We start from the raw sequence: 22,919 nt of genomic DNA on the forward strand, positions 1-22,919 counted from the left end.
TTTCGTGGCATCCAGATCGGTTTTTCCGTAAGCTAAGGCGCTCATTTCTTCACCCCACAGGATATTACGATGGATTCACTGGTCGTTCCGGACATTGACGTGCTGCGTCGCTGGCTGGATCAACAAAATATCACCTGGTTCGAATGCGATGCCTGTCAGGCACTGCATCTGCCGCATATGCAGAATTTTGACGGGGTGTTTGATGCAAAAATTGACCTGGTGGATAACGTTATCCTCTTCTCCGCGCTGGCAGAAGTAAAACCGACGGCGCTGATTCCGCTGGTGGGCGATTTATCGCAGATCAACGCCAGCTCGCTGACCATTAAAGCCTTTGTTGATATTCAGGACGACAATCTGCCGAAGCTGATTGTCTGCCAGTCGATCAGTACCAGTGCCGGATTAACCTTCGGTCAGTTCTCCCACTTTATGAAGCAAAGTGAAGAGGGCGTTTCCATGGTGATCATGGAAGCCTTTGCTAACCACTTGCTGGTGGTAGAAGAAGAAGAGGAGCGACAACCCAGCTCCAGCAGCCACGCGATGCTGCACTGAGTTCCCCGCCTCGCTAACTGCCGCTTTTTGCGGCAGTTTTCATTTTTGCCCCACCACTTTTTATTCTGCACTTTGCCCTTTATTGCCAGATATTAGTCGTGCTTTATGCCACTAACGCCAAACCCCATAGCAGAAACATGCATAACTTATCGCGAAAAGGCGTTTTTTAAGCTGGGATCTGGTGCAGGTGGTGCGGGGGGGCTATTCTTGCGGGGCTGCTTGAGACGTGCAACCTCAGCGCAGGTATAGGTTTTTGCTATTAAACTCCCGCTGAATATTGATTCATTGTGTGCCTGTGATTTAACAGAAAACGCAACGTCCGGATCGCCGTGTATGCAGCGTTGTGATGACCCGCTCAGGAGGAAGTAAAACATGTTCAACCAACGTAAAAAATGGTTGTCAGGTGTGGTTGCTGGTGCATTGATGGCTGCGGCCGGCGGTGCGCAGGCCGAAGGTAGTACGGTTCATGTGTATAACTGGTCCGATTATATCGCGGCGGATACCGTGCCGAACTTCGAAAAGCAGACCGGCGATAAAGTGGTTTATGACGTCTTTGACTCCAACGAAGTGTTGGAAGGCAAACTGATGGCCGGTAGCACCGGTTATGACGTGGTGGTGCCGTCGTCGAGCTTCCTCGCGCGTCAGCTGCAATCGGGCGTGTTCCAGGAGCTGGATAAGAGCAAGCTGCCGAACTACAAAAATCTTGATCCCGATCTGATGGCGAAAGTGGCCCAGCACGATCCGGGTAACAAATACGCAATTCCTTATCTGTGGGGCACCACTGGCATCGGCTACAACGTCGATAAAGTGAAAGCCGCACTGGGCAAAGATGTACCGCTGGATAGCTGGGATCTGGTGCTGAAACCAGAAAACCTGGAAAAACTGAAAGGCTGTGGCGTCTCCTTCCTTGATGCACCGGAAGAGATCTTCGCCACCGTGCTGAACTACCTCGGCAAAGATCCAAACAGCTCTGATGCGAAAGATTACTCTGGCGCAGCGACCGATTTGCTGCTGAAACTGCGTCCAAACATCCGTTACTTCCACTCGTCGCAGTACATCAACGACCTGGCGAACGGCAACATCTGCGTGGCGATTGGCTGGTCGGGCGATATCCTGCAGGCGAAAGATCGTGCGGATAAAGCCAACAACGGCGTGCATCTGGGCTACATCGTGCCGAAGCAGGGCGCACTGGCGTTCTTCGACATGTTTGCGATTCCTAAAGACGCGAAAAATGTGGAAGGAGCCTACCAGTTCCTTAACTACATGATGGATCCAAAAGTCATTGCTGACGTTTCCAACAACATGAACTACGCCAACGGTAATAAAGCCTCGCTGCCGCTGATCAATGCGGACGTGCGTAACAATCCGGGCATCTTCCCAACGCCGGATGCCATGGCCAAACTGTTTGTGCTCAAGGTCCAGGATCCGAAACTGGATCGTGTGCGTACCCGTGCATGGACTAAAGTAAAAAGTGGTAAGTAATTCGTTCTGAACGATTATTGCCTGAAGACGACAGCAGAGGCGCAGTGATGGCCTCTGTTGTGCCATTTTTAGCGGCTGGCTGTGCCGCGCGATTTTAGCGCCGGAGAAATGTTAGTGAACGACGCGATTCCCCGCCCCCCAAATAAAACGGCTAAGGCGATGACGCCGCTGCTGGAAATTCGCAACCTGACCAAATCTTTTGACGGCCAGCACGCCGTGGATGATGTCAGTCTGACCATTTACAAAGGTGAGATTTTTGCGCTGCTGGGCGCATCCGGCTGTGGCAAATCGACCTTGCTGCGCATGCTGGCGGGATTCGAACCGCCAACCAGCGGCCAGATTGTGCTGGATGGCCAGGATCTCTCCCATGTTCCGCCGTATCAGCGCCCAATCAATATGATGTTTCAGTCCTACGCACTGTTCCCACACATGACGGTGGAGCAGAACATTGCCTTCGGCCTGAAGCAGGACAAACTGCCGAAAGGCGAAATCACTAGCCGCGTCGAAGAGATGCTGTCGCTGGTGCACATGCAGGAGTTCGCCAAGCGTAAGCCGCATCAGCTCTCTGGCGGTCAGCGTCAGCGTGTGGCGCTGGCGCGTAGCCTGGCGAAACGCCCTAAGCTGCTGCTGCTCGACGAACCGATGGGCGCGCTGGATAAAAAACTGCGTGACCGCATGCAGCATGAAGTGGTCGATATTCTCGAGCGTGTCGGCGCTACCTGCGTGATGGTGACGCACGATCAGGAAGAGGCCATGACCATGGCGGGCCGTATCGCCATCATGAACCGTGGCAAATTCGTGCAGATTGGCGAGCCGGAAGAGATCTACGAGCATCCAACCAGCCGCTACAGCGCTGAGTTCATCGGTTCAGTGAATGTGTTTGAAGGCTTGCTGCGCGAACGCGGCGAAGACGCGCTGATTATTGATGCGCCGGGCTTAGTGCATCCGCTGAAAGTGCAGACCGATGTCTCCGTGGTGGATAACGTGCCGGTCCACGTGGCGCTGCGTCCGGAAAAAGTGATGCTGTGCGAAGAAGTCCCAGCCGATGGCTGTAATTTTGCCGTGGGTGAAGTGGTTCACATCGCCTATCTCGGCGACCTGTCGATTTATCACGTGCGTCTGCGCAGCGGCCAGATGATCAGCGCACAGTTGCAAAACGCCCATCGCTACCGCAAAGGCGCGCCAACGTGGGGCGATGAAGTGCGTCTCTGCTGGGACGCCGACAGCTGTGTGGTTCTGACGGTTTAAGGGGGCGATATGAGCCAGATTTCTCAACGCAGCGAGCCCGAAGTGGTGGGCACGCCGCTGCAGCGCTGGGCCACGCGCATTAAGATGCAGCACGGCCGCAAGCTGGTGATTGCCTTGCCATATCTGTGGCTGATCCTGCTGTTCCTGCTACCGTTCCTGATCGTGCTGAAGATCAGTTTCGCCGATATTGCGCGCGCCATTCCGCCGTACACCGATTTGGTCACCTGGGCCGATGGCGAGCTCAATCTGGTGCTTAACCTCGGTAACTACTTCACGCTGACCGACGATCCGCTGTATGCCGACGCATATCTGACGTCGCTGAAAGTGGCGGGCATCTCCACCATTATCTGCCTGATGATTGGTTATCCGCTGGCGTGGGCGGTGGCGCATAGCAAGCCGTCAATGCGCACTATTCTGTTGCTGCTGGTGATCCTGCCGTCGTGGACCTCGTTCCTGGTGCGCGTATACGCGTGGATGGGCCTGCTCAACAACAACGGCATTCTTAACCGCTTCCTGATGTGGCTCGGCGTGATCGATCATCCGCTGGTGATCCTCTACACCAACACGGCGGTGTATATCGGTATCGTTTACTGCTATCTGCCGTTTATGGTGCTGCCAATTTATACCGCGCTGACGCGTATTGATTATTCGCTGGTGGAAGCCTCGCTGGATCTCGGTGCACGTCCGTTGAAAACCTTCTTCAGCGTGATTGTGCCGCTGACCAAAGGCGGAATTATCGCTGGCTCAATGCTGGTGTTTATTCCGGCGGTCGGTGAGTACGTGATCCCGGAACTGCTCGGCGGCCCGGACAGCATCATGATTGGCCGTATTTTGTGGCAGGAATTCTTTAACAACCGCGATTGGCCGGTAGCGTCCGCGCTGGCGGTGATCATCCTGTTGATTCTGATATTGCCGATTATCTGGTTCCACAAGCACCAGAACCGTGAAGTGGGAGAGAAAGAATGAGCCAGTTACCGACCATTCGCTCTCCGTGGCGCACCGTGATTCTGGTGCTGTGCTTTATGTTCCTGTACGCGCCGATGCTGCTGCTGGTGGTTTACTCCTTCAACAGTTCGCCGCTGGTCACGGTGTGGGAGAACTTCTCATTCCACTGGTACAAAGTGCTGTTCCAGGATCAGGCGATGCTGGATGCGGTGGGTCTCAGCCTGACCATCGCCGCGCTCTCAGCCACCATGGCGGTGGTGCTCGGCACTATGGCGGCGGTGGTGATTGTGCGCTTTGGTCGCTTCCGTGGGCATAACGGTTTCGCCTTTATGCTGACGGCGCCGCTGGTAATGCCTGATGTGATCACCGGTTTATCCTTGCTGCTGCTGTTCGTGGCGATGGGCAACACCTTTGGCTGGCCGAGCGATCGCGGCATGCTGACTATCTGGCTGGCGCACGTGACCTTCTGTACCGCTTACGTGGCGGTGGTGATCAACTCGCGTCTGCGCGAGCTGGATCGCTCGATTGAAGAGGCGGCGATGGATCTCGGCGCAACGCCGGTGAAAGTGTTCTTCGTCATCACCGTGCCGATGATCGCGCCCGCTATCGTTACCGGCTGGCTGCTGGCGTTTACCCTATCGCTGGATGATCTGGTGATTGCCAGCTTCGTGACCGGCCCAGGCGCGACCACTTTGCCGATGGCGATTTTCGCTACCGTGCGTCGTGGTGTGAACCCGGAGATCAACGCCTTAGCCTCGCTGATTCTGTTTGTCGTCGGATTAGTCGGTTTTATCGCCTGGCGCTTTATGGCGCACGAAGAAAAGCAGCGTTTACGCGATATTCAGAAAGCAAAACGTGGCTGAACGCCGTAACATTAAGGTCGCCATTAATGGCGACCCTACGTCGTAGGGCTGATGAATCCCCACAAAAACGAAGCAGGCACAGTGGAAAAATGATCTAATTATTGCGCCAACAAAAAATAAGATCGCCACTATGCCTGCTTCCGCATTTTGCCATAAATTTTTACGGGAATCTTTAGCCAGCACCCATCAGTATCGTCGTAACGCCCTCACTGATATGACGATTTCCCTGACCCGCGGTGCTTCCCTCAATCTGACCAGCATTGGTCGCTCTCTTGCGGGCGATGCCCGCGTTAAGCACAAAATCAAACGCGTTGACCGCCTTATGGGGAATGCTGCCCTCCACCGGGAGGTGCCCGCGCTGTCACGCGACATTATCTGCTGGCTTATCCGGGACATGAAGGAGTGCGTCATTGCCGTGGACTGGAGCGCCTGGCCGACTCAGTCCTTCAGCCTTTTGCGTGCCAGCCTGCTGGCGGACGGACGCGCTATCCCGCTGCTGAGCCTCATCGCAGAAGGCGATAAGCTGGGAAATCCCGACCTTCAGAACCGCTTTCTGGACGAACTGGCCGGGTGTATGGGAGACAGGAAAGTGACCATCGTCACCGATGCCGGGTTCCGCCGCGAGTGGTTTAACCGCGTTCAGTCGCACGGATGGCACTTCATCGGCCGGCTCAGGGGCAACGGCGTTCTGAAGCTGGCCGGAACGGATGAGTGGGTAACGCCGGGTCAGCTAAAAGCCGGCACAACGCCGCGCTGTGCTGGTGCGGCCCGGCTGACGCGATATAAAAAATCACCGGCTTACGGCTTCGTGCACGTTCATAAGAGAGCGCCCAAAAATCGTCACGGAAAGAAAAGCCGGGATCGTTTTTTTTACACGCGCGAAGAGGCAAACCAGAGTCGCCTGGCCCGTGAGCCGTGGGTGCTGTTTACCAGCGATGCGGAGCTGAAGCCACGGACGGTAATGAAGCTTTACAGCCGGAGAATGCAGATAGAACAGAACTTCCGGGATGAAAAGAGTGAACGTTACGGTATGGGGCTGAGAAGCAGCTTCAGCCGGAGTGTGGAAAGGATGTCAGTGCTGAACCTGCTGTCGACGCTGTGCAGCATCTTACTGTGGCTGATGGGCTACGCGCTTGAAAGCAAAGGCGAGCACCGGTTTTATCAGGCGAACACGGTGCAACACCGGCGAGTACTGTCATACCTTACGCTGGCAAGAAATGCGATAAGGCACAACCCGGCAGGGATCAGTCAGCTGGATATAGAAACGGTGCGAGCCGAACTATCAGCGAGTTACAGGAATATCGTATATGTGTATTAACGATATTCCTGGGGATCCCTCAGGTCGTAGGGTGCGCATTTATGCGCACCTCAGTTACGGAGCAATACCATGTCGGAAACCCTGAAACACGGTTCAATGATTAACGCTACGCCGGTGCCGGTAATGGTCGCAGGCTGCGCCATCATCATTACGCGCTGCCTCAGCGTGTTGATGCTGGCCAACGAACTGGGTTACGACGAACTTGCCAATTTCGTGCATCGCAGCGCGCAAGCCTGGGATTCCACCCTGATCTTTATCGCCAGCCAGCTGATTTTCCTGTTTGAACTGCGCTGCGCCTTTACCCTGATGCGCGGCAATAATCGTGGGCGCTGGGGCTATGTCGTGACGCAAATCATTGTGTTGATCTACATGTTGATGGCATCGGTGGGCTGGATTTACCCGGAAATTTTCAGCATTCCCGGCGAAAGTAATGCACAGATTATTCATCACACGCTGCTGCAAAAACTGCCGGATGTGCTGGTGTTAGCGCTGTTGTTTGTGCCGGCCAGCAGCCGCGCTTTTTTCCGGCACCGGTGATACAATCGCCCCCCATTTTTTCTCCCGATTCTGAATACAGGCATTTGCATGCATTGCGCGCTTTATGATGCCGGTCGCTGTCGTTCATGCCAGTGGCTGGAAAAACCCTATCCGCAACAGCTCAACGACAAGCAGTCGCTGCTGGAACAACTGCTGGCTGAGAGGCCGGTAGGCGAATGGTTGCCGCCGGTGGAATCCGCGCAGCAAGGGTTTCGTAATAAAGCCAAAATGGTGGTGAGCGGTAGCGTGGAGCGGCCGATTTTCGGCATGGTGGCGCGCGACGGTGAACCGGTCGATCTCTGCGCTTGTCCGCTCTATCCCGACAGCTTCAGCGCGGTGTTCACGCTACTCAAACCCTTTATCGCCCGCGCCGGTTTAACGCCGTATAACGTGGCGCGCAAACGCGGTGAACTGAAATTCCTGTTGCTGACGGAGAGTACGCAGGGCGGCATGATGCTGCGTTTTGTGCTGCGTTCCACCAGCAAGCTGCAGCAGCTGCGCGCTGCCTTGCCGTGGCTGCAACAGCAGCTGCCGCAGCTGAAGGTGATCTCCGCTAATATTCAGCCGGTGCATATGGCGATTCTTGAAGGTGATGAAGAAATTGCGCTGACGCCGGATCAGGCGCTGGCGGAGCGCTTTAATCAGGTGCCACTGTATATTCGTCCGCAAAGCTTCTTCCAGACCAATCCACAGGTTGCCGCCGATCTCTACGCCACCGCGCGTGATTGGGTTGCGCAGTTGCCGGTTAGCAGCATGTGGGATCTGTTTTGTGGCGTCGGGGGATTTGGTCTGCACTGCGCAACGCCGGAGATGCAGCTGACCGGCATCGAAATCAATGCTGAAGCCATCGCCTGTGCGCAGCAGTCGGCGCAGCAGCTGGGATTAGAGAAAGTGAGTTTTGCCGCGCTGGATTCCACTCAGTTCGCCACTTCGCGTGAAGCGGTGCCGCAGCTGGTGCTGGTGAATCCGCCGCGTCGTGGTATCGGCGCAGAGTTGTGTGCTTATCTCAGCGAGATGGCACCCGATTACATTCTCTATTCCAGTTGCAATCCCACCAGCATGGCGCAGGATATCGCGCGTCTGGCGGAGTATGACGTGATCCGCGTGCAGCTGTTCGACATGTTCCCGCATACTGCGCATTTTGAAGTGCTGTGCTTGCTTAAGAAGGGCGGAACAGCGTAGCGTTCACCGGAACGGAGGACGTGCAGAACCTGTCTGGCGCCCGCCACGCTATCCCATAATGCTTATTCCGGGAACCACTTCTGATTGATCTGCTGCCAGGTGCCGTTGGCTTTCAACGCCACTAACGCGCTGTTCAGCTCGTTGAGCAGCGGCTCATTGCCTTTGCGTACTGCAATGCCTAAACCGGTGCCGAAGAAGTCGGTATCGGTGATGTGCTCGCCGACAGCGCTGAGATCATCATTGGCCTTCAGCCACTGATTTACCACCGCCGTATCACCAAACACGCCGTTCAGCCGACCGTTTTTCAGATCGAGAATCGCGTTCTGATAGCTGTCATACGCCACCGCAATCACCTCCGGATGTTTCTCCAGCAGGTATTTTTGATGCGTGGTGCCGTTCTCAACGCCAACGCGTTTGCCTTTCAGCTGGCTGAAATCGGTGAACTGGCCTTTATGCGCAATCACAATCGCCGAGTTAGCGTAGTAAGGCTGGGTGAAATCGACCTGCTTACTGCGATCGGCGGTGATGTCCATGCCGGAAATCACCGCGTCATAGCGACGGAATTTCAGCGATGGAATCAGGCTATCGAAGGCGTTATTGGTGAAGGTGCAATCCGCTTTCATCTGCTGACACAGTGCTTTTGCCAGATCGATATCAAAGCCAACGATTTGGTTGTCGTGATCAAGGGATTCGAACGGGGGATAAGTTGCGGAAGAGGCGAAGCGGATTTTTTCAGCCGCATAAGCATTCATTGCCAGAGTTGCCAGTGCAGCAGCAACGATCCATTTTTTCATTATGTAACTCCTGTAAACCATGCCAGAGACGGAACGGGTTACACGATGCCAGTTAATGAATTTATATGCAATATTTTTGCTTAATAATTTAAATTAAATCAGGCGCCGTTTCGGGCGCCTGTTGTGGTGACATCAGTTACGGTGCTCGAATGCCAGCGCACGCTTCTCAACCAAACGCATCATCAGCGTCAGCAAGCCGTTAACCACCAGATAGATCAGGCCAGCGGCAGCGTACACCGAGATATCGTAAGTGCGGCCATACAGCAGCTGCCCGTGGCCCATCACTTCCATCAGCGTAATGGTGTAAGCCAGCGAGGTACTTTTGAATACCAGCACCACTTCATTGGAGTAGGACGACAGGGCGCGCTTGAAGGCGTACGGCAGCAGAATGCGCAGCGTATCTTTGCGGTTCATGCCGAGCGCCGCGCAGGACTGCCATTGACCGGACGGAATCGCGCGCACCGCACCGTAAAACAGCTGAGTGGTGTAAGCCGCACTGTTGAGTGACAGCGCCAGCAGCGCACACAGCCACGGCTGCGACAGCAGATGCCACAGCCACGGAATGTTCTGGATGCTGGGGAATTGGCCGGGACCGTAATAGATCAGGAAGATCTGCACCAGCAGCGGCGTGCCGGTAAACAGGGTGATATAGCCTTTCACCAGCCAATTCAGCACTGGCACTTTGAGCGCCAGCACGATGGTGCAGAGCACAGAGAGCACCAAAGCCGCAATCAGCGAAGCCACGGTCAGCGTCAGGCTGGTGTGTAACCCTTTCAGCAGCTCGGGTAAGTAATCCAGCATGCTTAAGCCCCTCGCTCAAAACGCGTGGTGCGCAATTCAATGCGGCGCAGCACGAACTGACTGAACAGCGTAATAATCAGATAGATCGCCGCGGCCACCAGATACCAGGTAAAAGGCTCTTGGGTGCGCGTGGCAATGCTTTTGGTTTGCAGCATCAGATCGTTGACGCTGATCAGCGAGACCAGCGCAGTATCCTTCAGCAAAACCAGCCATTGGTTACCCAAACCGGGCAGCGCGTGACGCCACATCTGCGGCATGATCAGGCGCAGAAAAATCGCCGACTTCTTCATACCCAGCGCCTGGCCCGATTCCCATTGACCCACCGGTACCGCTTTCAGCGCGCCGCGCAGGGTTTGTGACGCATAGGCGGAATAGAGCATCGCCAGCGCAATCACACCACACAGGAAAGGACTGACGTCGAAGTTTTCAATCTGCACCTGCACCGGAATGTTGAACAGGCCGAGATTGATGTGGAAGCCATCGGAGAGCGTCAGCAGCAGCTGAGAAGCGCCGAAATAGATAAACAGCACCACCAGAATTTCCGGCAGGCCGCGAATCAGCGTGACCAGCGCGGTACCGAGCCACGCCAACGGTTTCCAGCGTACCGATTCCCAGCCAGCAAAAATCATCGCCAGCACAAGGCCGGCGATCAGTGCACAAACGGCAAGGCCGACGGTCATACCGGCGGCGCTTGCGAGTGGAATCATTTCATTCATCAGAAATTACTGCTGGAACCATTTGCTGTAGATGGTTTTGTAGGTGCCGTCAGCTTTGATCTTCTCCAGCGCAGCGTTGAATTTGCCCTGCAGCTCGCTGTTGCCCTGACGCACGGCAATACCTAAACCGGTACCGAAGTAATCTTTGTCCGTCACTTTCTCACCCAGCGGCGCGAGGTTGGCGTTCTGCTTCAGCCACTCGTTCACCACGGCGGTGTCACCGAATACGGCATCGATGCGACCGTTTTTCAGATCCAGCACCGCGTTCTGGTAGCTGTCGTAAGGCACAACGGTGATGTCGCTGTGCTTGTCAGAGAGATATTTCTGATGCGTGGTGCCGTTCTGCACGCCAACACGCTTGCCTTTCAGCGCGGCCACGTCAGCCATTTTGCCTTTCTGCGCAATGAAGATGGCAGAGTTGTCGTAGTACGGCTTGGAGAACAGCACTTGCTTCTCACGATCTGGCGTGATGTCCATGCCCGCCATCACCGCGTCAAAACGACGGAATTTCAGGCTGGGGATCAGGCTATCGAACGCCTGATTGGTGAAGGTGCAGGTCGCATCCATCTCTTTACACAGCGCGTTAGCCAGATCGACATCAAAGCCCTGAATTTTGTTATCAGAGTCGACGAATTCAAACGGAGGATAAGAAGCCTCGGTAGCAAAACGCAATGTCTGTGCCGCTGAAGCGCTGAGGCTCAGGCCAGCAAGGAGGGCAGCAATTACAACTTTTTTCATTAGAAGCATCCTGACTTAATGCGAAAGATAATTAGCAAACGCGTCGGTTTGCGGCTGTGTAAAGTGGCTGGCATCGCCTTGCTCAACAATGTGACCGTTTTCCATATACACCACGCGGCTGGCGGTTTTACGCGCCACTTCCACTTCGTGCGTGACGATCACTTGTGTGATGTTGGTCTGTGCCAGCTCACGAATAATGCTGACGATCTGGGCGGTGATTTCGGGATCAAGCGCGGCGGTCGGTTCATCAAACAGCAGCACCTGCGGCTCCATCATCAGCGCACGGGCAATCGCGACGCGCTGCTGCTGGCCGCCGGAAAGATGCAGCGGGAAGCGATCGGCGTACGGCGTCAGGCGCAGACGATCCAGCAGCTTTTCCGCACGCGCACGCGCGGCATCTTTGCTGAGACCGAGCACGCGGCACGGCGCTTCAATCAGGTTTTGCACCACGCTAAGGTGCGGCCACAGATTGTATTGCTGGAATACCATGCCCACGTTCTGCCGCAGCTCGCGAATCGCGCTGTCGGAAGGGGCTTTGGTGAAATCAAACTGGTTGCCGGCAATCTGCAGGCTGCCGGAACGCGGTTGCTCCAGCAAGTTGAGAACGCGCAGGAGCGAACTTTTACCCGCGCCACTCGGGCCGAGCAACACCAGCGTTTCACCCTGCGGACAAGCCAGGTTGATATCGAACAGTGCCTGATGGGCACCGTAAAAACAGTTTATGGCGTTTAGTTGAATACTCATGCGCTAAAAATGAATAGTAATTAGTGTCGCGGATTTTAACGTCACCAGAATAGTTATGCAATTGTGGTGGGTTAATATTTATTAAAGAGCAGTGAAACCTCCAAAGCGTAGCACAATATCGCGCAACTCAAGGTGGATGAGGGCTGGCGAGCCCTATTTAGTTCACAAAATATCAACAAAAAGCGCCGCAAGGATGCGGCGCGCTAATCAATGGTGTTAACTGCGGGAAAAGTGAACGGTTACTTTTTCGCTTCCAGCAGCTGCGTCAGCGAACCGCCACCGACGTGTGGCACCTGGCCGACATAACGCACATCATCAACTACCCAGCAAGTGCCTTCGTGGATCATCAGCACTTCATCTTTCCAGGTTTTGTTATCGCGGCTCAGCTCAACGCGCAGCGGGATATTGCGCGCGTCGCGATTAGGAATGGTGGATGCGCTGGCAACCTCTGCCGACGTTGGGCCTTGCGCCAGGCTGGAGAAGAGATCGCCGCTGGTCCAGGCCGCCGGTTTTGGATTCTGGCTGCTGGCACTCAGCAGTTTCTGATACAGGTGATCGCTGAGGTAAGGGCGATATTTCGCCAGCGTGTTGCTGTCTGGCAAACCTTGTGTCGGCTGACTGACGCGTAAATCGTAGAACTGTTGTGCCACGCTGTCCGGACCACCTTCAACACAGGCAGCGGTGCGCGGGCCATTATCCTTAATGACCGGCTCAACGGTGGTACAAGCACTCAGCAGCAACGCTGCAGGAATAAGCAGCGCAAAGGCATTGTTTCTCATCTCGATTTCCTTATTGTTCACTGGCAAAGCGCCATTTTTAGCATAGAGTATAGCCTTGCTTTTAAGCGCTACGAGCTGATTCAGAAAAGGAGAACATCATGAAATTTTCTACAACGCCCACGCTGGAAGGACACAGCATCAGTGAATATTGCGGCGTGGTCGCCGGTGAAGCGATTCTCGGCGCCAATATTTTCCGCGATTTCTTCGCCGGCATTCGCGATATCGTCGGTGGCCGCTCTGGCGCCTACGAAAAAGAGTTACGTAAAGCACGCCAGATCGCCTTCAAAGAGCTGGAGGAGCAGGCCAAAGCGCTTGGCGCCAACGCGGTAGTAGGCATCGATATCGACTACGAAACCGTGGGTAAAGAGGGCAGCATGTTGATGGTGAGCGTCACCGGCACCGCCGTGATTATTCGCTAATGCGCGTGGTGGTTCTGTTGGCGATGGCGTTGTTACTGAGCGCTTGTCAGTCATCAATTGAAGCGCGCCACGGTTATTGGGTCGATACCGCGCATCCGGCGCAGGGCGCGCGACCGCGCATTAAGGTGGTGGTGATTCACTACACCGCCGAGGATTTCTCCAGTTCGCTGGCGACACTGACCGATCGGGACGTTAGCGCGCACTATCTGATTCCGCAGCATCCGCCGCAGAAAAACGGCAAGGGCGTGTTGTGGCAGCTGGTGCCGGAAAGTCAGCTCGCGTGGCATGCGGGCCCGAGTTTTTGGCGCGGCGCAACGCGCATCAATGACACCTCGATTGGCATTGAAATCGTCAACAGCGGCTATCGCCGCACTTTGACGGGTTTGCAGTGGCAGCCTTTTACGCCGCAGCAAATCAGCGCGCTGATGGCGCTGGTAGAGGACATCACACAGCGCTACGGTATCGCGCCGGAAAATGTGGTCGGACACAGCGATATCGCGCCGCAGCGTAAGCAGGATCCCGGACCGCTGTTTCCGTGGCAGCAACTGGCAGAGCAGGGTTTAGGCGCGTGGCCAGAGCAGGCAACGGTGCAGCGCTATCTTAACGGACGCGAGGCGGAGGAGGGCGTGGATCAGGCTGAATTGCTGGATGCGCTGCAGCGCTATGGCTACGATGTCCCGGCGGCAACCACGCCGCAGATGCAGCGCAAGCTGATTGCGGCGTTTCAGATGCATTTCCGACCGCGTGATTATCGCGGCATCGCCGATGCGGAAACCCTGGCGATTGCGCGTGCGTTATTAGCGAAGTACGGTGCGGCGCAGTGATGCGCCGCATCGGTCGTCATAAATGGCGACGGTTTGTTTACTGCTGCAGAAACGCCTGCCAGTGTGCCACCAGCCGTTGCAGATCCTGACGGCTGACATCCAGATGCGTGACAATACGCGTCACGGGCCCGACGCTGATTAACACATCGCCTGACTGCATCCAGCTTTTCAGCGCTTCAACTTTTTCGGTTGGCACCTTCACAAACAGCATGTTGGTGTGCTGATTGAGCACTTCAACGCCGATGGCACTCAGCTGCTCGCCTAACCATGCTGCGTTGTCATGGTCGTCTTTGAGACGCGCGACATTGTGCTTTAACGCATACAGGCCCGCAGCGGCCAGAATGCCCGACTGGCGCATGCCGCCGCCGGTCATTTTGCGCCAGCGACGCGCTTGCTCAATGTAGGCTTCATCGCCACATAACAGCGAACCAATCGGCGTGCCGAGCCCTTTTGACAGACAGATGGTTAAGGTGTCGCAGTAACGTGCAATCGCTTCCAGTTCAACGTTCTGTTCCACCACAGCGTTAAAAATACGCGCGCCATCAATGTGCAGCGCCAGCTTGCGCTCGCGGGTGAATGTCCAGGCTTGCTCCAGATAGCTGAGCGGCAGCACTTTACCGTGATGGGTATTTTCCAGGCTCAACAGACGCGTGCGGGCGAAGTGGAAATCGTCGGGTTTGATGGCGGCAGCTACATCCGCCAGCGGCAGGGAACCATCTTCGGCGTGCAAAATCGGCTGCGGCTGAATGCTGCCGAGCACCGCTGCACCACCGGCTTCATATTTATAGTTGTGCGCCTGCTGACCCACGATATATTCATCGCCGCGCTGGCAGTGACACAGCAGCGCCACCAGATTGGCCTGCGTGCCGGTAGGGAAGAACAGGGCAGCGGCTTTGCCGCTCAAGCGTGCGGCTTCGACTTCCAGTGCGTGTACGGTGGGGTCATCGCGGTAGACATCATCGCCAGTTTCGGCTGCCATCATGGCATCGAGCATGGCAGCACTCGGGCGGGTTACGGTATCACTGCGTAAATCGATCACGTCGCTCTCCTGAAATAAAAAAGCGGGCAGAGCGCCCGCGTTATCATCATGTTTGGCCTGAATTGTTTTACCTCAGCCAGTTGGTTTTCGCCAGCTCCACGATCTCATCACCACGTCCATTCAGAATGGCGCGCATCATATAGAGGCTGAAACCTTTGGCCTGCTCGGCTTTGATCTGCGGCGGCATCGACAACTCTTCCTTGGCGGTAATCACATCAAGCAGCACCGGACCATCATGTGCAAAGGCTTCCTGCAGCGCGCCGTTGAGATCGGAGGCTTTCTCGACGCGAATGCCTTTGATGCCGCAGGCGGCGGCAATGGCGGCGAAATCAGGGTTTTCGAGATCGGTGCCATCGGTTAGATAGCCGCCAGCTTTCATCTCCATCGCCACAAAGCCCAGCACGCTGTTATTGAAGATCACCAGTTTCACCGGCAGTTTCAGCTGCGCCACCGAAATGAAATCGCCCAGTAGCATGCTAAAACCGCCGTCGCCACACAGCGCAACCACCTGACGCTGCTTGTCCAGCGACTGCGCGCCCAACGCCTGCGGCATGGCGTTGGCCATCGAACCGTGATTGAACGAGCCGATTAAACGACGTTTGCCGTTCATCTTCAGATAGCGCGCCGCCCACACGGTTGGCGTGCCAACGTCGCAGGTAAAGATGGCGTCATCATCAGCGTATTCACTGATTTGCTGAGCCAGATATTGCGGGTGAATTGCCAACTTATCGTTGGCGGTGGCCAACTCATCCAGCCCTTTACGCGCATCGACATAATGCTCCAACGCTTTGTCCAGATGCTGACGATCGGTTTTGCTGGTGAGCTGCGGCTGCAGCGCATGCAAGGTGGTTTTGATGTCACCGACCAGCGCCATATCGACGTGGCTGTGCGATCCGAGGCTGCCGGGATTGATATCGATCTGGATGATTTTGGCATCGGCAGGATAGAAGGCGCGATAGGGGAACTGCGTCCCCAGCAGTACTAAGGTATCGGCGTTCATCATGGCGTGGAAACCGGAGGAGAAGCCAATCAATCCGGTCATGCCGACATCGTAAGGGTTATCGTATTCGATATGCTCTTTACCGCGCATCGCATGCACGATCGGCGCTTTCAGCGTTTCTGCCAGCTTCACCACTTCGGCGTGCGCGCCAGCGCAACCGCTGCCGCACAGCAGAGTGATATTTTCCGCTGCGTTCAGCGTTTCGGCTAATGCGGACACTTCGCGGGCGTTAGGCACCACATGTGGCAACTGCGGCGGATACCATTCGCTGCGTGCGCTTTCCGGCGCCGGCTGCAACGCCACGTCGCCGGGGATCACAATTACCGATACGCCACGATTGAGAATCGCTTTACGCATTGCAATGCCCAGCACCTGTGGCAACTGCTCTGGATTGGATACCAGCTCGCAATAATGGCTGCATTCGCGGAACAATTCTTGCGGATGGGTTTCCTGGAAGTAGCCGCTGCCGATTTCGCTGGAAGGGATGTGGGCGGCGATCGCCAATACCGGAACGTGGTTGCGGTGGCAATCAAACAAGCCGTTGATGAGATGCAGGTTGCCCGGTCCACAGGAACCGGCGCATACCGCCAGCTCGCCGCTGATTTGGGCTTCGGCGCCGGCCGCGAACGCCGCCACTTCTTCATGGCGCGTTGGCATCCATTCAATGGTGCCCATGCGATTCAGGCTGTCGCTCAGCCCGTTAAGTGAGTCACCGGTGACGCCCCAAATGCGTTTCACGCCGGCGTTTTCGAGGGTTTTTGCCAGCATTGCTGCCACAGTTTGCTTCATCGTTATGCTCCTTTCTGGTGTTGAGCCATCCATGCCGATGGCGAAAACGTGTCAGTCAGAAAGCGTAGACGATGAAGCTGGCGTGCAGCCGTGAAAAAATGCGTTATGCCGAGAACAGTGCGATCAGGATAGGCGCCAGCAAACTCATAATAAAACCGTGCACAATGGCGGCGGGCACGATTTCCATGCCGCCGGTGCGTTGCAGGATCGGCAGGGTGAAATCCATCGAGGTCGCGCCGCTCAAACCTAGCGTCATGCTGCGTTGACGCGTTATCAGCAGCGGAATCAGCATAATGGTAATCAGCTCACGCAGCAGGTCGTTGAAGAAGGCGGCGCTGCCTATCACCGGGCCGAAAGATTCGCTCATCAGAATGCCGGAGAGTGAATACCAGCCGAAGCCGCTGGCTAACGCCAGACCGGTTTTGATCGGCAGATCTAATAGCAGCGCGGCAATCATGCCGCCCACCAGTGCACTGCACAGCGATACCAGCGCCACCAGCATGCCGCGCCGATTGATGGTTATTTGACGCAGCGTCATGCCGCTGCTGCGCAGTTGAATACCGACCAGTAATAGCATCAGCATCAAGGCGTATTCACTGATGGTCGAGGCATGGCGCAGCGGCGCCCACTGACTCAAACCAAGCAGAAAGCCCGCCAGCACCGAACCGCACAACTTGAGCGACTCCAGCGCCATATGCAGCCTTGACGGCAGCGCTTGAGGTTTGTGCTGATGACGCCACGGCCAGCGTCGCTCCAGCAGCCACAGCGCCAGCAGCGAGCAGGCAAGAATGCTCAGCATGCTCACCAGCGCGATGTGGAAAATGGCCAGCAGATTGCTGCTCAGGTTATCGAGAAACGCCAGGCTGGTGCCCATAAAGAACAGAATGATGTAGACCAGCGCGCTCAACGTGCGGCCAACCGCCTGTAAAAGCGTGGTGTGCCGCAGCGGCAGCAGATAGCCAAGAATTAGCGGCAAAAGGATGATAATCAATCCATACATGTGGGTTTTCTATCCATGATTGGCGGGCTGCCACGCTAGCGAAAAACGGTTGAAGTGTAAACCTTTTCCCCCGTCTCTGACTTGACCAACGCAACGTGGCGGACCATGCTCAGGCAAAGCTTCGGATGGAATGTATGATGATTCTGGAACATATCGATATTCACGGTTTTCGCGGCATTAATCGGCTGTCATTGCCGTTGACCAACACCAATTTGCTGATTGGGGAAAATGCCTGGGGTAAATCGAGCTTGCTTGATGCCTTAACGCTGTTGCTGGCACCCGCCGCCGAACCCTATCAATTCACTGAACACGACTTCCACTTTCCTCCCGGCGATATTGATGCCCGCATGCGTCAGTTGCAGCTGATATTTCGTTTTCGCGCTCAGAGCGATGATGAAAGCGCGTTGTTTCAGCCCTTCTGGCAGCACGATGAGCTCGGTCGCTATATTCGCTTTAGCACTCGCGCTAAGCGTCAGGATCAGGGCGTAAAAACCAGCTGGCGGTTCATCGATCAGCATAACGATGTGTTGCCGCTGGCGGGCACCGACGCGGCGCTGGCACATCTGCGCGCTTATTATCCGGTATTGCGTTTACGCGATGCGCGTTTCGGCCGTCGTAACCGCCATGCGGACAGCGATGTGGAACGCCGCGCGACGACGCTGACGGCACTGGCACAGGAAGTGGAAAATCTGACGCGCGATTTGGTGGTGCGGCCACAAACGCTAAGCGACGAGCTGTTGCGTCAGGGATTGCACACCATGCAGCAACTGCTGGAACACTATTTTCTGGTGCAGCAATCAGGCAGTAGCGCGCCGCGCGTGGCACCGGAAGTTCGCGATGGCAGCGAAGGCTGGCGATCGCTGGATAAACTAAACCACCTGATTGCCGGTACGGAATCGCGCAGTCGTCAGGTGATTTTGCTGCGTATGTTCTCGCTGTTGATTCAGGCGCACGGCAACGAACCGCTGCCGGCGGGCGCGCATCCGCTGCTGCTGGTGGAAGATCCAGAAACGCGGCTGCATCCCATTATGCTGTCGGTGGCGTGGAATTTACTGGAGCTGATGCCGCTGCAAAAAATCGCCACCACCAACTCGGGCGAACTGCTATCGCAGGTGCCGCTGGAGAATATCTGTCGTCTGGTGCGCGAACCCGCGCGCGTGGCGGCATGGCGCATTGGACCCGAAGGTTTAAGTGCTGAAGAGAGCCGCCGTATCGGTTTCCACATCCGTGTGAATCGTCCTTCGGCGCTTTTTGCCCGCTGCTGGCTGCTGGTGGAAGGCGAGACCGAAGTGTGGATCATCAATGAGCTGGCGCGACAGCGTGGCTATCACTTCGCTGCGGAAGGGGTGAAAGTAATTGAGTTTGCGCAATCGGGTTTGAAACCGCTGCTGAAGTTTGCTCAACGCATGGGCATCGCCTGGCATGTGCTGACCGATGGCGACCAGGCGGGCAGCAAATATGCAGCTACCGCCCGCAGTCAGCTGCCATCGGCGGCGCGGGAGAGCGATCATCTCACTCAGTTTCCAGCACCGGATATCGAACATTTTCTCTATAAACAGGGCTTCAGCGATGTTTATCACCAGACGGCGCACCTGCCGTTAAACGCGCCGATGAATACGCGGCGTATTATTAGTAAAGCCATTCAGCACAGCTCGAAACCTGAGCTGGCGATTGCCGTCGCGATGGCTGCGGCTGAACGCGGGCCACAGGCGATTCCGCCGTTGCTGGATCAACTGTTTGCGCACGTGATGTGGTTGGCGCGCGGTCGGGCGGATTAATGAAAGGGTGAGATGCGCCAAATAAAAATGCCAGCGTCTGCGGCTGGCATTTTTTTTCGGGAGTGGTCAGAATATGTGAAACAGCATGCGCGTTAAGCGACCGCAGCTTGCGTAGCTTCACAGGGCACGATCAGGCTGGCATGATTGCCTTTTGGTCCTTCATGGACATCAAACTGAACCTGCTGGCCAGCTTTCAGCGTTCTGTATCCCTCCATCTGAATCGTGGAGTAGTGTGCGAAGATATCGTCGCCGCCGCTAATCGGACAGATAAACCCGAAGCCTTTGGCGTTGTTGAACCATTTTACTGTACCCGTCTCCATGCTTTTACTTCCCTCGCAAGACATTTTGATAAGTAGGTGAGGTCATTGAAGCTGTGAGTCGAGTTTGTTTAAAACTCAATCAGCTTGTGTTAGTAGAATGTAGAGAAACGGACCTTATCGTCAAGCAAACGGCCCTGGCGGACGGGGATAAATTCATCAAAATTTGAGGCAGTTAACGCTATTGCAAATTTTGTGATACAGGTCGCGCATGTGCTTTTAGGGCCAGTTTTTATCATCTTAAAACCGGCTTGACAGGCATGTTAAACTTTAGGAATGGGCGCAGAGATGTGCACAACCGTAACGCAGAATTTCGACGGAACATTATGGCAAACACAAACGACTGGCTTAATTTTGAACATCTAGCCGAAGATAAAGTACGCGAAGGGTTAAAGCCGCCTTCAATGTATAAAGTCATTCTCAACAATGACGATTATACACCTATGGAATTTGTTATTGACGTTCTGCAAAAGTTCTTTTCTTATGATATTGAACGTGCAACGCAGCTGATGTTGAAAGTTCACTACCATGGAAAAGCAATCTGTGGTGTATTCACTGCAGAAGTGGCGGAGACCAAAGTAGCCCAGGTGAACAATTACGCACGAGATAATGAACATCCGTTGCTGTGTACGCTAGAAAAAGCCTGAAGCCATCTCCATATAGGAGATAGGTTGTCAGAGCGATAATTGGGGGAGGTGCCAAATGCTCAATCAAGAACTGGAACTCAGTTTAAATATGGCTTTCGCCAGAGCGCGCGAGCACCGTCATGAGTTTATGACCGTCGAGCATCTGTTGCTGGCATTGCTCAGTAACCCGTCGGCCAGAGAGGCACTGGAAGCTTGCTCGGTGGATATCGTGGCTCTGCGTCAGGAACTCGAAGCCTTCATCGAACAAACCACGCCGGTGCTGCCTGCCAGTGAAGAGGAGCGCGATACCCAACCTACGCTCAGCTTCCAGCGCGTGTTGCAGCGCGCGGTATTCCATGTCCAGTCTTCCGGTCGCAGCGAAGTCGCAGGCGCGAACGTGCTGGTCGCGATTTTCAGCGAGCAGGAGTCGCAAGCGGCTTATCTGTTGCGCAAACACGAAGTGAGCCGCCTCGATGTGGTGAACTTCATCTCCCATGGTACGCGTAAAGACGAACCCGGCCAGCCGCAGAACAACGCGGAGAATCCGGTTAACGAAGAGCAAGCAGGCGGGGAGGATCGTATGGAAAACTTCACCACCAATCTTAATCAGCTTGCTCGTGTCGGCGGTATCGATCCGCTGATCGGCCGCGATAAAGAGCTGGAACGTACTGTTCAGGTGTTATGCCGTCGTCGTAAGAATAACCCGCTGCTGGTGGGTGAATCGGGTGTGGGTAAAACCGCGATTGCTGAAGGACTTGCCTGGCGCATTGTGCAGGGCGACGTACCGGAAGTGATGAAAGAGTGCACCATCTATTCACTCGACATCGGTTCGCTGCTGGCGGGTACCAAATACCGTGGTGATTTTGAAAAACGTTTCAAAGCGCTGCTAAAACAGCTGGAACAGGATAGTAACAGCATCCTGTTTATTGATGAAATTCATACCATTATCGGTGCTGGTGCAGCATCGGGTGGCCAGGTTGATGCGGCAAACCTGATCAAACCATTGCTCTCCAGCGGTAAAATCCGCGTGATGGGTTCAACCACTTATCAGGAATTCAGCAATATCTTTGAGAAGGATCGTGCGCTGGCGCGTCGTTTCCAGAAGATCGATATTACCGAGCCTTCTGTGGAAGAGACCGTGCAGATCCTTAACGGTCTGAAGCCGAAGTACGAAGCGCACCATGATGTGCGTTATACCGCGAAAGCGGTGCGTGCGGCGGTGGAACTGGCGGTGAAATACATCAACGATCGTCATCTGCCGGATAAAGCTATTGACGTGATCGACGAAGCCGGTGCGCGTGCGCGCCTGGTGCCGGTCAGCAAGCGTAAGAAAACCGTCAACGTTTCGGATATCGAAACGGTGGTGGCGCGCATTGCGCGTATTCCTGAGCAGAGCGTGTCAGCGACCGATCGTGATACGCTGAAAAATCTCGGCGATCGTCTGAAGATGCTGGTATTTGGTCAGGATAATGCGATTGAAGCACTGACTGAAGCAATCAAGATGAGCCGTGCAGGTTTGGGTCAGGATCGTAAACCGGTTGGTTCCTTCCTGTTTGCGGGGCCAACCGGTGTCGGTAAAACAGAAGTTACTGTCCAGCTAGCTAAAGCGCTGGGTATCGAGCTGCTGCGTTTTGATATGTCTGAGTATATGGAACGTCATACCGTAAGCCGTTTGATTGGTGCGCCTCCGGGCTATGTTGGCTTCGATCAGGGCGGTTTGCTGACAGATGCGGTAATTAAACATCCGCACGCTGTGGTGCTGCTGGATGAAATCGAGAAAGCGCACCCGGATGTCTTCAACCTGCTGCTGCAGGTGATGGACAACGGTATGCTGACCGATAACAACGGCCGTAAAGCAGACTTCCGCAATGTGGTGCTGGTGATGACCACCAACGCCGGTGTACGCGAGACTGAACGTAAGTCGATTGGTCTGATTCATCAGGACAACAGTACTGACGCGATGGAAGAGATCAAAAAGATCTTTACGCCAGAGTTCCGTAACCGTCTCGACAACATTATCTGGTTCCGTCACCTGTCTCAGGAAGTGATTCATCAGGTAGTGGATAAATTCATCGTCGAGTTGCAGGCTCAGCTGGATGCGAAGGGCGTATCGCTGGAAGTTAGCGATGATGCGCGCGATTGGCTGGCTGATAAAGGTTACGACAAAGCGATGGGTGCGCGTCCGATGGCACGTGCCGTACAGGAAAATCTGAAGAAACCGTTGGCGAATGAACTGCTGTTTGGTTCGCTGGTTGATGGTGGATCGGTATCAGTAGCGCTGGATAAAGATAAAAACCAGCTTACTTACCACTTCCTGAGTGCCGAGAAACGTAAAACCGAAGGTACGGTGCACTAAGCGAAATGCAGATATGAAAAAGGCCGGATGCGAATCCGGCCTTTTTTTCGCGCTATGTAAATATAACCATCGCGA

23 protein-coding genes are annotated in these 22,919 nt (G+C 55.0%); 13 read left to right on the forward strand and 10 right to left on the reverse strand.

The window, feature by feature from the left end:
• Positions 1-69 precede the first annotated feature (69 nt).
• The 8 genes from ACXIZX_RS05925 to rlmC all read left to right on the forward strand — a co-directional run bounded on the left by ACXIZX_RS05925 (position 70) and on the right by rlmC (position 8,124).
• Positions 70-549: a type III secretion system chaperone family protein gene (locus tag ACXIZX_RS05925; protein ID WP_008102469.1), complete on the forward strand. Its 480-nt coding sequence runs from the start codon at positions 70-72 to the stop codon at positions 547-549.
• A 372-nt stretch (positions 550-921) separates the two neighbouring features.
• Positions 922-2,031 carry a spermidine/putrescine ABC transporter substrate-binding protein PotF gene (gene potF / locus ACXIZX_RS05930; RefSeq protein ID WP_008102467.1) on the forward strand — a complete coding sequence of 370 codons (1,110 nt, stop codon included), beginning with the start codon at positions 922-924 and terminating at the stop codon, positions 2,029-2,031.
• 114 nt (positions 2,032-2,145) lie between these two features.
• Positions 2,146-3,279, forward strand: coding sequence for a putrescine ABC transporter ATP-binding subunit PotG (gene potG / locus ACXIZX_RS05935; protein WP_008102465.1), 1,134 nt, complete (start codon positions 2,146-2,148; stop codon positions 3,277-3,279).
• Positions 3,280-3,288: 9 nt separating this feature from the next.
• Positions 3,289-4,245 (forward strand): putrescine ABC transporter permease PotH, encoded by a 957-nt coding sequence (potH, locus tag ACXIZX_RS05940; RefSeq protein WP_008102463.1) that lies wholly within the window; start codon positions 3,289-3,291, stop codon positions 4,243-4,245.
• The gene (gene potI, locus ACXIZX_RS05945) at positions 4,242-5,087 is read left to right on the forward strand and encodes a putrescine ABC transporter permease PotI (RefSeq protein WP_008102460.1); all 846 of its coding nucleotides are present in this window, start codon (positions 4,242-4,244) and stop codon (positions 5,085-5,087) included. Before potH ends, potI begins: the two co-directional genes overlap by 4 nt.
• 130 nt (positions 5,088-5,217) lie before the next feature.
• Positions 5,218-6,405 (forward strand): IS4 family transposase, encoded by a 1,188-nt coding sequence (locus ACXIZX_RS05950; RefSeq protein WP_479403451.1) that lies wholly within the window; start codon positions 5,218-5,220, stop codon positions 6,403-6,405.
• Between the two features lie 69 nt (positions 6,406-6,474).
• Positions 6,475-6,942, forward strand: coding sequence for a YbjO family protein (locus tag ACXIZX_RS05955; protein WP_479403771.1), 468 nt, complete (start codon positions 6,475-6,477; stop codon positions 6,940-6,942).
• 48 nt (positions 6,943-6,990) lie between these two features.
• The gene (rlmC, locus tag ACXIZX_RS05960; RefSeq protein WP_479403772.1) at positions 6,991-8,124 is read left to right on the forward strand and encodes a 23S rRNA (uracil(747)-C(5))-methyltransferase RlmC; all 1,134 of its coding nucleotides are present in this window, start codon (positions 6,991-6,993) and stop codon (positions 8,122-8,124) included.
• Between the two features lie 62 nt (positions 8,125-8,186).
• On the opposite strand, the gene artJ (ACXIZX_RS05965) is transcribed toward rlmC, so the two are convergent.
• The 6 genes from artJ (ACXIZX_RS05965) to ACXIZX_RS05990 form a co-directional block, all read right to left on the reverse strand.
• Positions 8,187-8,918 carry an arginine ABC transporter substrate-binding protein gene (artJ, locus tag ACXIZX_RS05965; RefSeq protein WP_097094391.1) on the reverse strand — a complete coding sequence of 244 codons (732 nt, stop codon included), beginning with the start codon at positions 8,916-8,918 and terminating at the stop codon, positions 8,187-8,189.
• 132 nt (positions 8,919-9,050) lie between these two features.
• Entirely contained in the window at positions 9,051-9,719 is a 669-nt protein-coding gene (artM, locus tag ACXIZX_RS05970) for an arginine ABC transporter permease ArtM (RefSeq protein WP_179451414.1), read from the reverse strand.
• 2 nt (positions 9,720-9,721) lie between these two features.
• Positions 9,722-10,435 carry an arginine ABC transporter permease ArtQ gene (gene artQ, locus ACXIZX_RS05975; protein WP_179451412.1) on the reverse strand — a complete coding sequence of 238 codons (714 nt, stop codon included), beginning with the start codon at positions 10,433-10,435 and terminating at the stop codon, positions 9,722-9,724.
• A 6-nt stretch (positions 10,436-10,441) separates the two neighbouring features.
• Positions 10,442-11,173 carry an arginine ABC transporter substrate-binding protein gene (artJ, locus tag ACXIZX_RS05980; RefSeq protein WP_008102446.1) on the reverse strand — a complete coding sequence of 244 codons (732 nt, stop codon included), beginning with the start codon at positions 11,171-11,173 and terminating at the stop codon, positions 10,442-10,444.
• Between the two features lie 15 nt (positions 11,174-11,188).
• Positions 11,189-11,917: an arginine ABC transporter ATP-binding protein ArtP gene (artP, locus tag ACXIZX_RS05985; RefSeq protein WP_008102444.1), complete on the reverse strand. Its 729-nt coding sequence runs from the start codon at positions 11,915-11,917 to the stop codon at positions 11,189-11,191.
• Positions 11,918-12,156: 239 nt separating this feature from the next.
• Positions 12,157-12,696, reverse strand: a complete 540-nt coding sequence (locus ACXIZX_RS05990) for a lipoprotein (RefSeq protein WP_154153077.1) — start codon at positions 12,694-12,696, stop codon at positions 12,157-12,159.
• Between the two features lie 98 nt (positions 12,697-12,794).
• On the opposite strand from ACXIZX_RS05990, the gene ACXIZX_RS05995 reads away from it, so the two are divergent.
• Together ACXIZX_RS05995 and ACXIZX_RS06000 are read left to right on the forward strand one after the other, a co-directional pair.
• A complete protein-coding gene (locus ACXIZX_RS05995) occupies positions 12,795-13,115 on the forward strand; it encodes a heavy metal-binding domain-containing protein (protein WP_007887640.1) in 321 nt (106 codons plus the stop codon).
• Entirely contained in the window at positions 13,115-13,939 is an 825-nt protein-coding gene (locus tag ACXIZX_RS06000; RefSeq protein WP_179451410.1) for an N-acetylmuramoyl-L-alanine amidase, read from the forward strand. The genes ACXIZX_RS05995 and ACXIZX_RS06000 overlap by 1 nt, the downstream gene beginning before the upstream one ends.
• A gap of 37 nt (positions 13,940-13,976) precedes the next feature.
• Here ACXIZX_RS06000 and ltaE read toward each other — a convergent pair whose 3' ends face one another.
• From ltaE to ACXIZX_RS06015, 3 genes are all read right to left on the reverse strand, one after another.
• Positions 13,977-14,978, reverse strand: a complete 1,002-nt coding sequence (gene ltaE, locus ACXIZX_RS06005) for a low-specificity L-threonine aldolase (RefSeq protein ID WP_179451408.1) — start codon at positions 14,976-14,978, stop codon at positions 13,977-13,979.
• A 67-nt stretch (positions 14,979-15,045) separates the two neighbouring features.
• Positions 15,046-16,767: a ubiquinone-dependent pyruvate dehydrogenase gene (gene poxB / locus ACXIZX_RS06010; RefSeq protein ID WP_479403773.1), complete on the reverse strand. Its 1,722-nt coding sequence runs from the start codon at positions 16,765-16,767 to the stop codon at positions 15,046-15,048.
• Between the two features lie 103 nt (positions 16,768-16,870).
• Positions 16,871-17,767: a LysO family transporter gene (locus ACXIZX_RS06015; RefSeq protein ID WP_008102433.1), complete on the reverse strand. Its 897-nt coding sequence runs from the start codon at positions 17,765-17,767 to the stop codon at positions 16,871-16,873.
• A gap of 137 nt (positions 17,768-17,904) precedes the next feature.
• On the opposite strand from ACXIZX_RS06015, the gene ACXIZX_RS06020 reads away from it, so the two are divergent.
• Positions 17,905-19,545 (forward strand): DUF2813 domain-containing protein, encoded by a 1,641-nt coding sequence (locus tag ACXIZX_RS06020; RefSeq protein ID WP_479404851.1) that lies wholly within the window; start codon positions 17,905-17,907, stop codon positions 19,543-19,545.
• A gap of 92 nt (positions 19,546-19,637) precedes the next feature.
• Here the strand turns inward: ACXIZX_RS06020 and cspD are convergent, their stop codons facing one another.
• Positions 19,638-19,865 (reverse strand): cold shock-like protein CspD, encoded by a 228-nt coding sequence (cspD, locus tag ACXIZX_RS06025; protein ID WP_007887624.1) that lies wholly within the window; start codon positions 19,863-19,865, stop codon positions 19,638-19,640.
• Positions 19,866-20,188: 323 nt separating this feature from the next.
• Here cspD and clpS point away from each other — a divergent pair, with 323 nt between their 5' ends.
• Both clpS and clpA read left to right on the forward strand, forming a co-directional pair.
• Complete coding sequence (clpS, locus tag ACXIZX_RS06030) at positions 20,189-20,509, forward strand: ATP-dependent Clp protease adapter ClpS (protein ID WP_007887621.1); 321 nt, start codon at positions 20,189-20,191, stop codon at positions 20,507-20,509.
• 55 nt (positions 20,510-20,564) lie between these two features.
• Positions 20,565-22,844: an ATP-dependent Clp protease ATP-binding subunit ClpA gene (clpA, locus tag ACXIZX_RS06035; protein WP_008102430.1), complete on the forward strand. Its 2,280-nt coding sequence runs from the start codon at positions 20,565-20,567 to the stop codon at positions 22,842-22,844.
• Positions 22,845-22,919: the final 75 nt, after the last annotated feature.

The organism is Candidatus Pantoea symbiotica (assembly GCF_056491525.1).

Bases quoted from the DNA above. Each gene is read 5' to 3' on its own strand.
- ACXIZX_RS05995 (WP_007887640.1), top strand. From the start codon at position 12,795: ATGAAATTTTCTACAACGCCCACGCTGGAAGGACACAGCATCAGTGAA.
- ACXIZX_RS05950 (WP_479403451.1), top strand. From the start codon at position 5,218: ATGCCTGCTTCCGCATTTTGCCATAAATTTTTACGGGAATCTTTAGCC.
- artP (WP_008102444.1), bottom strand. From the start codon at position 11,917: ATGAGTATTCAACTAAACGCCATAAACTGTTTTTACGGTGCCCATCAG.
- potI (WP_008102460.1), top strand. From the start codon at position 4,242: ATGAGCCAGTTACCGACCATTCGCTCTCCGTGGCGCACCGTGATTCTG.
- rlmC (WP_479403772.1), top strand. From the start codon at position 6,991: ATGCATTGCGCGCTTTATGATGCCGGTCGCTGTCGTTCATGCCAGTGG.
- ACXIZX_RS06000 (WP_179451410.1), top strand. From the start codon at position 13,115: ATGCGCGTGGTGGTTCTGTTGGCGATGGCGTTGTTACTGAGCGCTTGT.
- ACXIZX_RS06015 (WP_008102433.1), bottom strand. From the start codon at position 17,767: ATGTATGGATTGATTATCATCCTTTTGCCGCTAATTCTTGGCTATCTG.
- ACXIZX_RS05925 (WP_008102469.1), top strand. From the start codon at position 70: ATGGATTCACTGGTCGTTCCGGACATTGACGTGCTGCGTCGCTGGCTG.
- cspD (WP_007887624.1), bottom strand. From the start codon at position 19,865: ATGGAGACGGGTACAGTAAAATGGTTCAACAACGCCAAAGGCTTCGGG.
- artM (WP_179451414.1), bottom strand. From the start codon at position 9,719: ATGCTGGATTACTTACCCGAGCTGCTGAAAGGGTTACACACCAGCCTG.
- artJ (WP_097094391.1), bottom strand. From the start codon at position 8,918: ATGAAAAAATGGATCGTTGCTGCTGCACTGGCAACTCTGGCAATGAAT.
- artJ (WP_008102446.1), bottom strand. From the start codon at position 11,173: ATGAAAAAAGTTGTAATTGCTGCCCTCCTTGCTGGCCTGAGCCTCAGC.
- clpA (WP_008102430.1), top strand. From the start codon at position 20,565: ATGCTCAATCAAGAACTGGAACTCAGTTTAAATATGGCTTTCGCCAGA.
- clpS (WP_007887621.1), top strand. From the start codon at position 20,189: ATGGCAAACACAAACGACTGGCTTAATTTTGAACATCTAGCCGAAGAT.
- ACXIZX_RS05990 (WP_154153077.1), bottom strand. From the start codon at position 12,696: ATGAGAAACAATGCCTTTGCGCTGCTTATTCCTGCAGCGTTGCTGCTG.
- potF (WP_008102467.1), top strand. From the start codon at position 922: ATGTTCAACCAACGTAAAAAATGGTTGTCAGGTGTGGTTGCTGGTGCA.
- ACXIZX_RS06020 (WP_479404851.1), top strand. From the start codon at position 17,905: ATGATTCTGGAACATATCGATATTCACGGTTTTCGCGGCATTAATCGG.
- potH (WP_008102463.1), top strand. From the start codon at position 3,289: ATGAGCCAGATTTCTCAACGCAGCGAGCCCGAAGTGGTGGGCACGCCG.
- artQ (WP_179451412.1), bottom strand. From the start codon at position 10,435: ATGAATGAAATGATTCCACTCGCAAGCGCCGCCGGTATGACCGTCGGC.
- poxB (WP_479403773.1), bottom strand. From the start codon at position 16,767: ATGAAGCAAACTGTGGCAGCAATGCTGGCAAAAACCCTCGAAAACGCC.
- ACXIZX_RS05955 (WP_479403771.1), top strand. From the start codon at position 6,475: ATGTCGGAAACCCTGAAACACGGTTCAATGATTAACGCTACGCCGGTG.